Origin of the sequence: Aeromonas sp. FDAARGOS 1409 (assembly GCF_019048705.1) — a bacterium.
In the GTDB taxonomy this organism is placed as follows: Bacteria; Pseudomonadota; Gammaproteobacteria; order Enterobacterales; family Aeromonadaceae; genus Aeromonas; species Aeromonas sanarellii.
Window position 1 is genome coordinate 467,314 of sequence record NZ_CP077395.1, and the last position, 14,514, is coordinate 481,827.

General features: G+C 63.8%; 12 protein-coding genes. 8 read left to right on the forward strand and 4 right to left on the reverse strand.

From position 1 onward, the window contains the following. Positions 1-6: 6 nt before the first annotated feature. Positions 7-747: a glycosyltransferase gene (locus tag I6L39_RS02165; RefSeq protein WP_202211648.1), complete on the reverse strand. Its 741-nt coding sequence runs from the start codon at positions 745-747 to the stop codon at positions 7-9. 343 nt (positions 748-1,090) lie between these two features. Between I6L39_RS02165 and I6L39_RS02170 the strand changes: the two genes are divergently transcribed. From I6L39_RS02170 to I6L39_RS02185, 4 genes are all read left to right on the forward strand, one after another. After that, positions 1,091-1,936 (forward strand): lytic transglycosylase domain-containing protein, encoded by an 846-nt coding sequence (locus I6L39_RS02170; protein ID WP_042075010.1) that lies wholly within the window; start codon positions 1,091-1,093, stop codon positions 1,934-1,936. 276 nt (positions 1,937-2,212) lie between these two features. Then, complete coding sequence (gene ettA / locus I6L39_RS02175; protein WP_103261487.1) at positions 2,213-3,880, forward strand: energy-dependent translational throttle protein EttA; 1,668 nt, start codon at positions 2,213-2,215, stop codon at positions 3,878-3,880. A gap of 382 nt (positions 3,881-4,262) precedes the next feature. Continuing rightward, positions 4,263-4,592, forward strand: coding sequence for a hypothetical protein (locus I6L39_RS02180; RefSeq protein WP_216990905.1), 330 nt, complete (start codon positions 4,263-4,265; stop codon positions 4,590-4,592). Between the two features lie 254 nt (positions 4,593-4,846). Then, on the forward strand, positions 4,847-6,202 hold the full coding sequence (locus I6L39_RS02185; RefSeq protein WP_216990906.1) for an NCS2 family permease: 1,356 nt from the start codon (positions 4,847-4,849) through the stop codon (positions 6,200-6,202). Between the two features lie 70 nt (positions 6,203-6,272). Here the strand turns inward: I6L39_RS02185 and djlA are convergent, their stop codons facing one another. The 3 genes from djlA to I6L39_RS02200 are packed head-to-tail and all read right to left on the reverse strand — an operon-like array spanning position 6,273 to position 8,783. Continuing rightward, positions 6,273-7,088, reverse strand: coding sequence for a co-chaperone DjlA (gene djlA / locus I6L39_RS02190; RefSeq protein WP_042074232.1), 816 nt, complete (start codon positions 7,086-7,088; stop codon positions 6,273-6,275). Between the two features lie 19 nt (positions 7,089-7,107). Beyond that, a complete protein-coding gene (gene murU, locus I6L39_RS02195; protein ID WP_216990907.1) occupies positions 7,108-7,776 on the reverse strand; it encodes an N-acetylmuramate alpha-1-phosphate uridylyltransferase MurU in 669 nt (222 codons plus the stop codon). Continuing rightward, the gene (locus I6L39_RS02200; RefSeq protein ID WP_042074234.1) at positions 7,773-8,783 is read right to left on the reverse strand and encodes an aminoglycoside phosphotransferase family protein; all 1,011 of its coding nucleotides are present in this window, start codon (positions 8,781-8,783) and stop codon (positions 7,773-7,775) included. The genes murU and I6L39_RS02200 overlap by 4 nt, the downstream gene beginning before the upstream one ends. A gap of 174 nt (positions 8,784-8,957) precedes the next feature. Here I6L39_RS02200 and lptD point away from each other — a divergent pair, with 174 nt between their 5' ends. Genes lptD through rsmA form a run of 4 tightly spaced genes read left to right on the forward strand, consistent with a single transcriptional unit; the run spans position 8,958 to position 14,510 of the window. Then, a complete protein-coding gene (gene lptD / locus I6L39_RS02205; RefSeq protein ID WP_042074236.1) occupies positions 8,958-11,390 on the forward strand; it encodes an LPS assembly protein LptD in 2,433 nt (810 codons plus the stop codon). Positions 11,391-11,420: 30 nt separating this feature from the next. Then, entirely contained in the window at positions 11,421-12,713 is a 1,293-nt protein-coding gene (gene surA, locus I6L39_RS02210; RefSeq protein WP_042074237.1) for a peptidylprolyl isomerase SurA, read from the forward strand. Further along, positions 12,713-13,708 (forward strand): 4-hydroxythreonine-4-phosphate dehydrogenase PdxA, encoded by a 996-nt coding sequence (gene pdxA, locus I6L39_RS02215; RefSeq protein ID WP_216990908.1) that lies wholly within the window; start codon positions 12,713-12,715, stop codon positions 13,706-13,708. The genes surA and pdxA overlap by 1 nt, the downstream gene beginning before the upstream one ends. Continuing rightward, positions 13,698-14,510 carry a 16S rRNA (adenine(1518)-N(6)/adenine(1519)-N(6))-dimethyltransferase RsmA gene (rsmA, locus tag I6L39_RS02220; RefSeq protein ID WP_042074239.1) on the forward strand — a complete coding sequence of 271 codons (813 nt, stop codon included), beginning with the start codon at positions 13,698-13,700 and terminating at the stop codon, positions 14,508-14,510. The genes pdxA and rsmA overlap by 11 nt, the downstream gene beginning before the upstream one ends. The last annotated feature ends 4 nt before the right edge of the window (positions 14,511-14,514 follow it).

Below are 14,514 nucleotides of genomic sequence, written 5' to 3' on the forward strand. Positions count from 1 at the left end.
TGTCCATCACTCCAGCATCTCCCGGATCTCGACCACCTTGGAGCGGCGCTGCAACCACCAGACGCCGACCACGTCCACCAGCCCGACCCAGAGCCGGTTCCAGACGCCGTACTTGGAAACGCCCGCCTGCCGCGGCCTGTGGTTGACCGGCCAGGGGGACATGCGGCCCCCCTGGGCCTGGATCAGGGCCGGGATGTAGCGGTGCATGTGGTTGAAGCCGGGCAGGCGCAGATACCAGTCGCGGCGCACCACCTTGAGGCCGCAGCCGGTATCCGGGATGCCGTCCCGCAGCAGCAGATCGCGAAAACCGTTCGCCAGCCTGGACGAGAGGCGTTTCACCCAGTCATCCCGGCGAGTGACACGGTGGCCGATGAGCCCGACCTGGCTCTTGTCCGCCGCGAAACGGCGCTTGGCCTCCTCCAGCATGGCGGGAATGTCCGCCGGATCGTTCTGGCCGTCGCCGTCCAGCACCACCAGCCAGTCGCCGCGCCCCTGGCGCACCCCGCTCAGCACCGCCATGCTCTGGCCGACGGCCCTGGCGTGGCGCACCACCCGCAGCCTGGTGAAGCGGGACTTCAGCTCGCACAGCAGGGCATAGCTGTCATCCTCGCTGCCATCATCCACGTAGATCAATTCGTACTCGTATCCGCCCCCCAGAGCGGCGTCTATTTCACTGATGAGGGGAGCCAGATTGTCCCGTTCATCCTTGGCTGGTACTACGACTGACACATCGACTGAATCACCCATATGAGCTTCCCGACAATGAAAATAATCCAAGGGATCCTGTTGCGCACATCATGAAGAAGGTGGACTGAGCGCCAGAACCCGCACAAATACAAGGTATTACATCATGATGATCGCCGTCTATCACCCGACAACTAACAATCGCATCAACTAAGAGGGGCAGCACAACAGCGCGGCCCTGCCCGCACCTCAGGTCGTCACCACCAGCAGGATCTTCTCCCGCCTAAAAGTTCCATACCGTTTTCGTCTCTGATGACCTGACACATAACCACATGTTCCATCGTCTGGCTGGCAGCCACCCCGTGGAGAACCTATATCTTCCGGACAAGCCAACGAGGTAACCATCATGCAGAGACTCTGCGCCTGGGGCTGGGGGCTGCTCCTGCTGTTGACCACGGCATCGGCCCATGCCGATGCATTTCGCCAGGCCCCCAAGGCGATGAGCGCCCTGCGCCAGGGCGCCGCCATGGAGCGCGGCAACCCGAGGCAGGCCATCGCCCACTACTGCACCGCCGCCAGCCTGGGCAACCCGGAAGCCTACTACCGCATCGGTCGCCTGCTGGCTCGCGGCCCCCAGGGGATACGCAACGCGCGCCACGCGAACGCCTACCTGGCCATGGCCATGCGCCTCGGCAATCAGCAGGCCGCCCGCTACTACAACGAGCGGGTCGGCAACGCCCCCCTCGGCACCTGTGGCGTCGGTGGCAGCGGAGGCGGCGCCCCCTGGGTGCGGCCCAGCACCCCCTTCGATCAGGACAGCTACCTGGCCCGGCAATCCACGAGCAAGCAGCAGCTGGCCAGCATGATCCGCCAGGCGGCCAAGCGCCACAGAGTCAACCCCCAGCTGGCGCTGGCCATCGCCATCGCCGAGTCCAATCTGAACAGTGCCGCCGTCTCCCCCAAGCAGGCGCAAGGGGTCATGCAGCTCATCCCCGAAACCCAGGCCCGTTTCGGCGTGACCCGGCCGTTCGACGCCCGGCAGAACATCCGTGGCGCCATGATCTACCTGAAGTGGCTGGAGAAGCAGTTTGGCCCGGACTGGGTCAGGATCAGCGCCGCCTACAACGCCGGGGAGCAGGCCGTCCTGCGCCACGGCGGCGTGCCCCCCTATAGGGAGACCCAGGAGTACGTGCAGCGGGTGCTCTACTACTCGGGGCAGGATCCGGCCAAGGAGCGCCGGCTGCCACGCTGAGCACCACTCACCGGCCATCTCATCCGCACGAATCCTATCGGGCCAGGCTTAAGGAAATCTTAAGACAGGGCCCGGCACGCTCCTGTCCGCTGCCGCCTCTCGGCCGCTCGCCAGCCCCCTGGCTCCCCGCTCCCCGGCTTTGCCGCCCCCTCCCCATTGGTTTACAATCGACGGGTTTTTTGGAACCGGGTTGACGGCTCGTCGACCCGGCCCCACCACGACATCAGTCTGTTAATGTCACGACATTAAACTGCTGAAAAGGAAGAGAATTAGCCAATGGCTCAATTTATTTACACCATGAACAGGGTCGGCAAGGTAGTGCCGCCCAAGCGTCATATTCTCAAGAACATCTCCCTCTCCTTCTTCCCGGGCGCCAAGATAGGCGTGCTGGGTCTGAACGGCGCCGGTAAATCCACCCTGCTGCGCATCATGGCCGGGATCGACACCGAGATCGAAGGGGAAGCCCGCCCGCAGCCCGGCATCAAGATCGGCTACCTGCCCCAGGAGCCCAAGCTGGATCCTGAGCAGACGGTGCGCGAGGCGGTCGAAGAGGCGGTCGGCGAGGTGAAACGCGCCATGGCGCGCCTCGACGAGGTCTATGCGGCCTACGCCGATCCGGACGCCGACTTCGACAAGCTGGCCCGCGAGCAGGGCGAGCTGGAGGCCATCATCGCCGCCCAGGGCGGCCACAACATGGAAAACCAGCTGGAGCGCGCGGCCGACGCCCTGCGCCTGCCGGCCTGGGATGCCCAGATCAAGCACCTCTCCGGGGGTGAGCGCCGCCGCGTGGCCCTGTGCCGCCTGCTGCTGGAAAAGCCGGACATGCTGCTGCTGGACGAACCGACCAACCACCTGGATGCGGAATCCGTGGCCTGGCTGGAGCGCTTCCTGCACGACTACGAGGGCACTGTCGTGGCCATCACCCACGACCGCTACTTCCTCGACAACGTGGCCGGCTGGATCCTGGAGCTGGACCGTGGCGAGGGCATCCCCTGGGAAGGCAACTACTCCTCCTGGCTGGAGCAGAAAGACGCGCGTCTGGCCCAGGAAGCGAGTTCCGAAGCCGCCCGTCGCAAGTCCATCGAGAAGGAGCTGGAGTGGGTTCGCCAGAACCCCAAGGGCCGTCAGGCCAAGTCCAAGGCCCGTATGGCTCGCTTCGAGGAGCTCAACACCAACGACTACCAGAAGCGCAACGAGACCAACGAGCTGTTCATTCCGCCCGGACCCCGCCTCGGCGACAAGGTGGTGGAGGTGGCCAACCTGCGCAAGTCCTACGGTGATCGAGTGCTGATCGACGATCTCTCCTTCTCCATTCCGAAGGGGGCCATCGTCGGCATCATTGGCCCGAACGGTGCCGGTAAATCGACCCTGTTCCGCATGATGTCGGGTCAGGAGCAGCCGGACTCCGGTTCCATCACCCTGGGTGACACCGTGGTGCTGGCCTCGGTGGATCAGTTCCGCGACCAGATGAACGACAAGAAGACGGTGTTCGAGGAAGTCGCCGACGGCCAGGATATCCTGCGCATCGGCAACTACGAGTTCCCGAGCCGCGCCTATATCGGCCGCTTCAACTTCAAGGGTTCCGATCAGCAGAAGCGGGTCGGTGAGCTCTCCGGTGGCGAGCGCGGTCGTCTGCACCTGGCCAAGCTGCTGCAGACCGGCGGCAACGTGCTGCTGCTGGACGAACCGACCAACGATCTGGACATCGAAACCCTGCGCGCCCTGGAGAACGCTCTGCTGGAGTTCCCCGGCTGTGCCATGGTCATCTCCCACGACCGCTGGTTCCTCGACCGCATCGCCACCCACATCCTGGACTACCAGGACGAGGGCAAGATCGAGTTCTTCGAGGGCAACTTCACCGAATACGAAGAGTGGAAGAAGAAGACCTATGGCGCCGAGGCCGTCCAGCCGCGCCGTGCCAAGTACAAGCGCATCGCCAAGTAAAGGGAACGATTGGTACAGTCAGCCGCACCGCGTCCATTGCAACCAGCGCATCGCCAAGTAAAGGGAGCGATTGGTGCGGCCAGCCGCACCGCGTCCATTGCAACAAGCGTATCGCCAAGTAAAGGGAGCGATTGGTGCGGCCAGCCGCACCGCGTCCATTGCAACAAGCGCATCGCCAAGTAAAGGGAACGATCGGTGCGGCCAGCCGCACCGCGTCCATTGCAACAAGCGCATCGCCAAGTAAAGGGAACGATTGGTGCGGCCAGCCGCACCGCGTCCATTGCAACAAGCGAGCTGCATATGCGGACAAGGGGAGCCCGGGCTCCCCTTTTTATCGCCTCCTGGCTTACAATTCCCCTCCCTACCCTGGCAGCATAGAACCATGACCCAACCCACCACGACCAGACTCACCATCCAGATCCGGATCGAACCCGGCTGTCTGGGTCCGGATGGCAAGCAGCACATCGACACCTTCTGCACCGCGGCCAGCCGGGTCTTTGCCGCCATCGAACCCGGGCGGGTCAGCTGGGTGCTGCTCCCCCGCCACGACAAGCAGTTGCCGGAGCAGGAGTTCCTCATCGAGGGGCGCAAGTTGAGCGAGGCGCAAGCCGGCCTGTTGCTGCAGCGCATGGGAGCGAATCTGGCTCCCTTGCTGGAGCAGAGCGATGCCGTGCTGAGCCAGCTTATCGAGCGCTACCTGAAGAGCCGTTGATGGCCCCCACAGAGAAGGTTCTATCGAGCCCCGTTTTTACCCCTCCAAGGGCAAACGTTTGAATTTTTGCTCTATTCATTGATCCGCCTCGCAGATCCGGGGTTTGTAAACGCCGCCGCCTGTGTGAAAATGTGCGCGCTGTCACGGTATCAGGACGAGTCTGGTCACTTCATCGCCAGAGACAGGGCCCTTCACCCCGCATGGATGGGTGCGGCCTCCTGCTGCTTATTTCACGTTACCCATTGGAATCCAACATGAATCAACCACATCACGCTACCGGGCAGACCGCCAGCCCGGCTGCCGGGCAAGGATTGCTCGAGCGTCTGTTTGCCCTGAAAGGCCACGGCACCACGGTCCGCACCGAGGTCATCGCCGGCATCACCACCTTCCTGACCATGGTCTATATCGTGTTCGTCAACCCGCAGATCCTCTCTGCCGCGGGCATGGACACCCAGGCCGTGTTCGTCACCACCTGCCTCATCGCCGGCATCGGCAGCATCCTGATGGGCCTGCTGGCCAATCTGCCCATCGCCCTGGCACCCGCCATGGGCCTGAACGCCTTCTTCGCCTTCGTGGTGGTGGCCGGCATGGGCTACTCCTGGCAGGTCGGCATGGGCACCATCTTCTGGGGCGCCCTGGGGCTCTTGATCCTCACCCTGCTGCGGGTGCGCTACTGGCTCATCGCCAACATACCGCTCACCCTGCGGGTCGGCATCACCGCCGGCATCGGCCTGCTGATCGCCCTGCTCGGCCTGCACAATGCCGGCATCGTGGTCGCGAGCCCCGCGACCATGGTGACCGTGGGGGACCTCACCTCCCTGCCCTGCCTGCTGGGGCTGCTCGGCTTCTTCCTGATCTGCATCTTCTCCGCCCGCGGCGTCCACTCCGCCGTGCTGATCGCCATCGTGGTCACCACGGCGCTGGGCTGGCTGTTCGGGGATGTCACCTTCAAGGGGTTCGTCTCGGTGCCGCCCAGCATTGCCCCCGTCTTCGGCCAGCTGGATCTGATGGGGTCGCTGGACATCAGCCTCGCCGGGATCATCTTCTCCTTTATGCTGGTCAACCTGTTCGACTCTTCCGGCACCCTGATCGGCGTTACCAACCGCGCCAAGCTGGCGGATGACAGGGGCCACTTCCCGCGCATGAAACAGGCCCTGGTGGTGGACAGCGTGAGCTCCGTCGGCGGCGCCTTTATGGGCACCTCTTCCGTTACTGCCTATATCGAGAGCAGCTCAGGCGTCGCCGTCGGCGGTCGCACCGGTCTGACCGCCATCGTGGTCGGCGTGCTGTTCCTGCTGGCCATCTTCTTCTCCCCGGTCGCCGCCATGGTGCCGGCCTACGCCGCCGCCGGCGCCCTTATCTACGTAGGCGTGCTGATGTGCTCCGAGCTGACCCGGGTGAAGTGGGAAGATCTGACCGAGGCGGTGCCGGCCTTCATGACCGCGGTGATGATGCCGTTCAGCTTCTCCATCACCGAGGGGATCGCCGTGGGCTTCATCTCCTACTGCGTGATGAAGGCGGGCACCGGCCGCTGGCGCGAGATCAACCCCTGCGTGCTGGTGGTCGCCCTGCTGTTCGTGCTCAAGTTCGTCTGGGTCGACAGCCACTGATCCCGACCCGCGCAGACAAAAATGCCCGTCATCGACGGGCATTTTTTTATGGACTGGAGTCGGCGAGGACTCAACGGATGCCGCGGGCCTCGCGGATCCATTCCCAGGCCTGCTGGATCTCCTGGGCCTTCTCCTTGGCCATCTCCATCATCTCCGGCGGCAGCCCCTTGGCGGCCAGCTTGTCCGGGTGGTGCTTGCTCATCTCCTTGCGATAGGCGCGCTTGATCTCCTGATCGCTGTCGCTCTCGCTCACCCCCAGCAGCTGGTAGGCGTCCTTGAGGCGGTCCCGGGAAGGGGGCTCCTGCCGGTATTGCTGCCCCTGCCCGCCGCCCTGCTGCTGGCGATGGAAGAAGTTCATCTGGGCCTCGGCCATCGCCAGGATCCGCGCCAGCTCGATGCGGCTGAAACCCAGCTCGTCGGCGATGGTCTGCAGGATGGCGCGCTCGTTGGCCTCCACCTTGCCATCGGCAAAGGCGGCCTGCAGCTGCACCTCGAGGAAGAAGCGCAGGATGTCCCGCTGCCCCTGGCTCGCCTGGCGAAACTCCGCCAGGGTGTCCCGCAGCGGGAAGTCGCTCTCCTTGCCCTGACGGAAGGACTCCTGGGCCCGCACCCGCTGCTCGCCAGAGAGGCGCATCCTGTCCATCAGGTTGGAGGCGACCCGGATCTCGTGCTCCGTGACCTGGCCGCTCGCCTTGGCGATGTGGCCCATGACGGCGAAAGTGGCGTGGAAGAAGACCGCCTGTTGCTGCTGGCTGGGGGCGCGGCGGAAACTCATGCCCATGCCCCGATCGAAACGGTGGCCTATCCAGAGGCCGAGCAGGGCACCGAAGATGTTGCCGAGCAGAAAACCGAAGAAGGCGCCAAGCACCTTACCCCAAATACGCATGGTTCAAGACCTCGTGATGTTAGTGAGTGCCGGCAAGCAGTTGCTCATCCAGCGCGCGCAGCCGCTCCACGGTGCCGATGTCGCGCCACTCGCCGGCGAGCAGGCTGCCGCCGACCCGGCCCAGCGCCATCCATTCCCGCAACAGGGGCGCCAGCTTGCGGGCGCCAGAGGGGAGGCCGACAAAGGCAGAGGGGTGGTAGAGGCCCACGCCGCTGAAGGTGAGGGCAGGTGCGTCCAGTACTCTCCCCCCTTGCAAGGAGAAGTCCCCCTGCGGGTGCTGGGGTGGATTGGGCACCAGCCAGAGGTGGGCCAGATCCTCCCCCAGGGGCTGGCGCACCAGGGTGGCATAGTCGGCATCTATCCAGGTGTCGCCGTTGATCACCAGGAAGGGGTCGCTGCCGAGCAACGGCAGCGCCTGCACTATGCCGCCTGCGGTCTCGAGCGCGCTCTCCTCTGCCGACCAGCGGATAGCCACGCCGTACTGACTGCCATCGCCGAGGGCTTCCACCAGCTTGTGGCCGAGCCAGGCGTGGTTGATGACGAGCTCGCTTACCCCGGCGCTCTTGAGCTTCTCGATGTGGTGCACGATGAGCGGCTTGCCCCCCACCGCCAGCAGCGGCTTGGGCAGGCTGTCGGTGAGCGGGCGCATCCGCTCGCCGCGACCGGCGGCCAGGATCATCGCCTTCATGACGCCACTCCGGTGCGGGCCAGCCCGGGCAGTACCACCTGCTCCAGCCACTGGCCAAAGCGGGCCAGCACCGGGTAGGTCGCGCCATGGGTGTGGCAGACATCCACCACATAGCCCAGGGTACGGGGGATGTCCTTGAGGTAGCCGGCTTTGCCGTCGCGATGGCAGAGGCGGGTGAAGATCCCCGCCGCCTTGAGGTGGCGCTGCATGCCGGTCAGGTCGGCGTGGCGGCGGAAGCTGGCATAGTCGAGCCCGCCGAGCAGCCCCGCCTGGCTCAGCACCTCGAAGCCATGACTCATGCCCTGCTCGATGACCTCGTCAGGCCAGCGCACGTAGCAGTCTTTCAGCAGGGAGACCAGGTCGTAGCTGAGCGGCCCCGTGACCATGTCCTGGAAGTCGATGATGGCGAGTTCGCTCTCGCCCGGGGTCTGCCCACCACACACCATCAGGTTGCGGCTGTGGAAGTCCCGGTGCATCACCCCCTGGGGCTGGGCCAGGTTGTTCGCGGTGAGGCAGGCGAAGGTCTCCGCCAGCAGTTGCTCTTCCTGGGCGCTCAGCGTCAACTGCAGGTGGTGGCCCAGCAGCCACTCGGGGAAGATGGCGTTCTCCCGCGCCATGAAGGCCTCATCGAAGGGCTCGAGCGCCAGCGCGACCGCCCCCAGTCTCGGCAGCAGGGCGATGGCCTTGCCGTACCAGGCCAGCACGTTGTCATCGTTCAGGCAGCCGATGAGCTGGGTATCCCCGAGATCCGTCACCGCCAGCAGCCCCTGCTCGTAGTCCACCACCCTCACCTCGGGCGCCAGCAGCCCAACGGCATGCAGGGCGGCCGCATTGCGAACGAATTCATGATTTTTTTCGGTTTTCGGATTAGCATCCACCCACACCAGACCGCCACCACGGAAGTAGCGGCGAAAACTGGCGTCACCGGAAATGAGGGTCAACGGGAGGTTGGCGTCACCGGAAATCCGGCGTGCCCATTGCAAAAGCAGGGAAGCGCGATCGTGCATGAGTCGGGAACCAAATTGGAAAGCAGCACTTGGCTGTTAGCCCTGGCCGCAATAATGCTTTATCATTGCCGGCTAACATAAAGCAATGACATGCAATGTCAACTCGATGGATCCTGACATAAAATGCATGCCCTGAATCAACCGTTTTTACTACGGATTGCGCGAGCCTTTCACATGACAAAATGGACACTGGGGTACTCCTGTCCCATCGCCCTGACCATCAGCCTTGTTCCTGCCCTGAGTCCGCTCATGGTCCAGGCAGCGCCACTCAATGCGCCACCCGCCACCGGGATCCTCGACAGCCTCTGCTATGACTATGTGCCCAAGATAGAGAAACCCAGCGCAAACGAGGACGCCAACGCCCTGCCCGTCGAGGTGGATGCCGATCGCCTGGAAGCCAAACAGGGCGAGACTGCCGTCTACGAGGGTGACGTCAAGGTGCGTCAGGGCGTGCGCAAATTCGACTCCGATTATGCCCAGCTGGACCAGAAGAGCCGGGATGTCATCGCCATCGGCAACATCTATTACAACGACGGCCAGATCACGGTCACCAGCGACAAGACCCTCAAGTCCAACCTGGACACCAAGAACTCCGAACTGGAGGAGGGCAAGTATCAGGTTCATGGCTCACCGGTACGCGGCTTCGCCGAGAAGGTGACCATGACCAACAACAACCAGAACATCACCCTGGAGGGCGCCCAGTACACCACCTGCCCGCCGGGTCAGGAAGCCTGGACCCTGAAGGCAGGCAGCATCGACATCGACCAGTCGGAGGTGTTCGGGGAAGCCTGGAATGCCAGCCTCTGGCTCTATGACTACCCGGTCTTCTATTTCCCCTACATCAACTTCCCCATCAAGGACGAGCGCAAGACCGGTCTGCTCTACCCCGGCTATACCCAGAGCTCCAAGAACGGCATGGACATCACCCAGCCGTTCTACTGGAACATAGCGCCGAACTACGATGCCACCATCACCTCCCGCTTCATGGACAGACGGGGCCTGATGGAACAGGTCGAGTTCCGCTACATGCCGGATCCGGCCCACACCGGCAGCCTCTACTTCGAGAACCTGGCGGACGACAAGCAGTACGACGAGACGGACAGCCTCAACGACTACCTGTCCGATGGGCACCGCTACCTGCTGAACGCCCGCCACACCTCCAGGTTCCTGGACAACGCCCTGCAGGTGTCGGTGGACTACACCAAGGTGCGGGATCAGGATTACAACTACTTCAACGACTTCTCCCCCAAGGTGGGGACCCAGGTCGACAACCAGCTGCAGCAGTCCCTGAAAGCCGGCTACTTCCAGCAGAACTGGAACCTCAACGCCGAGGTGCGGACCTACCAGATCCTGCTGGCCAGCGCCCAGCAGCCCCACGAGCTGATGCCGCGCATCAACCACAACTACTACCAGCAGGGCAACTGGTACGATCTGGCCTGGAACACAGAGCTCACCAACTTCGGTTACAACAACGACCAGGCCGTCGAGCAGAACAAGGGGGAGGCCTACACCGGCACCCGCTTCTACACGGCCCCGACCCTGACCATCCCCCTGGTGGACGAAGCCGGTTACTTCCTCGACAGCCAGTACAAGCTGATGTACACCCGTTACGATCAGACGGTGCCTGACAACATGAGCAGCACCTTCACAAACCGCTTTACCCCGCGAGAAGGGGGAGACGTCACCCTGGAGGAAGGCGTCATCACCCGGGTGCTGCCCTCGTTCCGCCTCAAGGGCGGCATGACCTTCGAGCGCGACCAGCAGTGGTTCGGGGAAGGGGCCAACCAGACCCTGGAGCCGGAGTTCCAGTACCTCTACGTGCCCTACAAGGATCAGGACAACATAGGCGTCTATGACTCCACCACCATGCGCCAGGACTACTACAGCCTGTTCAGCGATCGCCGCTACGCCGGTCTTGACCGGATCAGCGACTCCAACCGGCTCTCAGTGGGGGTCACCACCCGCATCTATGATCCGGCCGGGGATGAACGAATCCGGCTGGCCGTTGCCCAAGCCTTCGACTTCGTGGCCCCCAGGGTCAAGCTCTACAGCAGCGACGAGCTGAGCACCAATACCCGCTCGCCGCTGTCGTTCGAGGGGGACGCCAAGATCAACGAGCAGTGGTATGCCCATGCCGGGGCGCAATATGATGTGGAGCAGCGCCAGATAAGCTCCGCCAACAGCGCCCTGGAATATCGCCACGAGAAGCTGATCAGCCAGTTGAACCACCGCTTCGTGCGGGACGCCAACTACGACCTGGACCACAAGGGCCAGGTGACGGATCTCAACCAGATAGGCCTGCTGCTGACCACGCCGCTGAACAACCAGTGGCATCTCTACGGAGGCTACTATCAGGAGCTCGACCAGAACGTCAAAGTGGACCGCAAGGTGGGCCTGAAGTACGACTCCTGCTGCTGGAGCATCAACTTCAACCTGGAGTGGGTCAATACGCCAGACAACGTGAACATGGCCCCGACGTCCGAGCGCAGCCTCGGCATTCAATTTGAAATGAAAGGATTGGGTAGCGTGGGTACCGGCTCCAAGGGCACGTCCCTGGACACCGAAGCACTGCCTTACATTCGTCCGTTTAACCTGCGAGACCAGTAACGGGTCTGGCAAACGCCTTGAGAGATGGATATGAAGAAGACGTTGATTTCCCTGCTGACCGCAGGCCTGTTTGGTGTCATGAGCCAGGGCGCCCTCGCCGCGCCCGAGCTGGTGGACAAGGTACTGGCCGTGGTCAACAAGGACGTGGTGCTGGCCAGTCAGCAGGAGGCCCTGGTGCAGAAGGTGAAGGCCTCCGCCCAGGAGAGCGGCCAGTCCCTGCCCGATGACGTCACCCTGCGCAAGCAGGCGCTGGATCGCCTGATCCAGGAGAGCCTGCAACTGCAACTGGCGGAGCGCCAGGGGCTCAAGATCAGTGACACCCAGCTGGAGCAGGCCATCCAGAGCATCGCCGCCGACAACAAGATGACCCTGGAGCAGCTGCGTGCCCAGCTCGAACGGGAGGGGCTGACCTATGCCCAGTACCGGGAAGAGGTACGCCGCGAGATCCTGATGAACGAGGTGCGCCGCAGCCAGGTGCGCCGCCGCATCAACATCTCCGAGCAGGAGGTGAAGCAGGTGGTCGAGGCGCTGGGCAAGCAGGGCCAGCAGCAGACCGAGTACCACATCGGCCACATCCAGGTTGCCCTGCCGGACAACCCGAGCGCCGAGCAGCTCAACGCCGCCAAGGCCAAGATCGAACGCATCCTGGCCGCCCTGAAAGAGGGGGCGGACTTCCGCAAGCTGGCCATCGCCGAGAGTAACGGTCCCAAGGCCCTGGAAGGGGGTGACTGGGGCTGGATGAGCCAGCAGGAGATGCCCACCCTCATGGCGGAGGCGGTACAGGGCGCCAAGAAGGGCGACATCGTCGGCCCGCTGCGCTCCGGCGCCGGTCTGCACATCGTCAAGATCTTCGACACCAAGGGTCAGCAGCAGGTGATGCAGACCGAGGTGAAGGCGCGCCACATCCTGATCAAGCCCTCCATCATCCTGAGCGAGGAGAAGGCCAAGGGCACCCTGGACGGCATACTGCACGACATCAAGAGCGGCAAGGCCAGCTTCGCCAGCATGGCGGAGAAGTACTCCGAGGATCCGGGCTCCGCGGTGCAGGGCGGCGAACTGGGCTGGTCCGATCCCAACGTCTATGTGCCGGAGTTCCGCGACATGGTCAATCGCCTGCAACCCGGCCAGATCAGCGAACCCTTCCGCACCACCCACGGCTGGCACATAGTGCAGCTCGAGGATCGTCGCAGCCAGGACGCCACCGGCAAGGCCCAGGAGCAGCGCGCCTACCAGCTCATCTTCAACCGCCGCTTCACCGAAGAGTCCCAGGCCTGGCTGGATGAACTGCGCGACGAAGCCTACATCCAGATAGAACCGAACTGATGGCCTGCCATCGTCTTGCCATCACCCCGGGTGAACCGGCGGGCATAGGCCCGGATCTGGTGCTGCACATCGCCCAGCGGGCGTGGCCCCACCAGCTGGTGGTGATCGCCGACCCGGCCCTGCTACGCGAGCGGGCCGGATTGCTGGGGCTCTCCATCGAGCTGGAACCCTACGATCCCTGCGCCCCAGCCCGCCCGCAGCGGGCGGGCACCCTGACGGTCTGTCCGGTTTCCCTCGGTGCCCCCGTGGTGCCGGGCACCCTCGACGAGGGCAATGGCGCCTATGTGCTGGCCACCCTGCAGCGCGCCTGCGACGGCAACCTGAGCGGCGAGTTTGCCGCCGTGGTGACCGGGCCGGTGCACAAGGGGATCATCAACCAGGCAGGGGTGTCGTTCAGCGGCCACACCGAATTCTTCGCCCAGCAGTCCGACACCGCCGACGTGGTGATGCTGCTGGCCACCGAAGGGTTGCGGGTGGCGCTCGCGACCACCCATATCCCGCTGGCCTACGTGGCCATGGCCATCACAGAGGAGCGCCTCGGCAAGGTGATCCGCATCCTGGATGCGGATCTCAAGGGCAAGTTCGGCATAGAACACCCCCGGATCTACGTCTGCGGCCTCAATCCCCACGCCGGGGAAGGGGGCCATCTCGGCCGGGAGGAGATCGACGTGATCGAACCCGCCCTGGCCGGCCTGCGCCAGGAGGGGATCGATCTGGTCGGTCCGCTGCCCGCCGATACCCTGTTCCAGGACAAATACCTCAAGGATGCGGATGCGGTACTCGCCATGTACCACGACCAGGGGTTGCCCGTGCTCAAATACAAGGGCTTTGGCAACTCGGTCAACATCACCCTCGGACTTCCCTTCATCCGTACCTCGGTGGATCACGGCACCGCGCTGGATCTGGCAGGCAAGGGCCTCGCCGATCCCGGTAGCCTGATCACCGCGATCAACCACGCCATCCAGATGGTAGAGAAAAAAAGATATGAGCAGTAAGGTGCACATGGGCCACACGGCCCGTAAGCGTTTCGGTCAGAACTTCTTGCACGACCGTTACGTGATCGACCAGATAGTGGCCGCCATCAACCCGCAGCCGGGCCAGAACCTGGTGGAGATCGGGCCGGGTCTGGCGGCGCTGACCGAGCCGGTCGCCGCCCAGATGGACAAGATGACGGTGGTCGAGCTGGACCGGGATCTGGCGGCGCGCCTGCGCGAGCATCCCACTCTTAAAGACAAATTAACCGTGATCGAGGCCGACGCCATGCGCTTCGACTTCGCGACCCTGATGGGAGAAGGCAAGGGGCCGCTTCGCATCTTCGGCAACCTGCCCTACAACATCTCCACCCCGCTCATCTTCCACCTGTGCGAGTTCGCCGATCGGGTCGAAGACATGCACTTCATGCTGCAGAAGGAAGTGGTGCTGCGTCTGGCCGCAGGTCCCGGCAGCAAGGCCTATGGCCGTCTGAGCGTGATGACCCAGTACTACTGCCAGGTGATCCCTGTGCTGGAAGTCGGCCCGGGTGCCTTCAAGCCGGCCCCCAAGGTGGACTCCGCCGTGGTGCGCCTGGTGCCGCACAAGAACCCGACCATCGTCGCCAAGGACATCCGCTGCCTGAACCGGGTCTGCACCGAGGGCTTCGGCCAGCGTCGCAAGACCATTCGCAACAGCTTCGCCAACTTCATCACCGACGCCCAGCTGACCGAGCTCGGGATCGATGGCAACCTGCGCCCGGAGAACCTCTCCCTCGAGCAGTTCGTCACGATCGCCAACTGGCTGGCCGATCAGCAGCAGGCCTGATCCC

Coding starts and splice junctions, on each gene's coding strand:
- I6L39_RS02165 (WP_202211648.1), bottom strand. CDS start 747: ATGGGTGATTCAGTCGATGTGTCAGTCGTAGTACCAGCCAAGGATGAA.
- I6L39_RS02170 (WP_042075010.1), top strand. CDS start 1,091: ATGCAGAGACTCTGCGCCTGGGGCTGGGGGCTGCTCCTGCTGTTGACC.
- ettA (WP_103261487.1), top strand. CDS start 2,213: ATGGCTCAATTTATTTACACCATGAACAGGGTCGGCAAGGTAGTGCCG.
- I6L39_RS02180 (WP_216990905.1), top strand. CDS start 4,263: ATGACCCAACCCACCACGACCAGACTCACCATCCAGATCCGGATCGAA.
- I6L39_RS02185 (WP_216990906.1), top strand. CDS start 4,847: ATGAATCAACCACATCACGCTACCGGGCAGACCGCCAGCCCGGCTGCC.
- djlA (WP_042074232.1), bottom strand. CDS start 7,088: ATGCGTATTTGGGGTAAGGTGCTTGGCGCCTTCTTCGGTTTTCTGCTC.
- murU (WP_216990907.1), bottom strand. CDS start 7,776: ATGAAGGCGATGATCCTGGCCGCCGGTCGCGGCGAGCGGATGCGCCCG.
- I6L39_RS02200 (WP_042074234.1), bottom strand. CDS start 8,783: ATGCACGATCGCGCTTCCCTGCTTTTGCAATGGGCACGCCGGATTTCC.
- lptD (WP_042074236.1), top strand. CDS start 8,958: ATGACAAAATGGACACTGGGGTACTCCTGTCCCATCGCCCTGACCATC.
- surA (WP_042074237.1), top strand. CDS start 11,421: ATGAAGAAGACGTTGATTTCCCTGCTGACCGCAGGCCTGTTTGGTGTC.
- pdxA (WP_216990908.1), top strand. CDS start 12,713: ATGGCCTGCCATCGTCTTGCCATCACCCCGGGTGAACCGGCGGGCATA.
- rsmA (WP_042074239.1), top strand. CDS start 13,698: ATGAGCAGTAAGGTGCACATGGGCCACACGGCCCGTAAGCGTTTCGGT.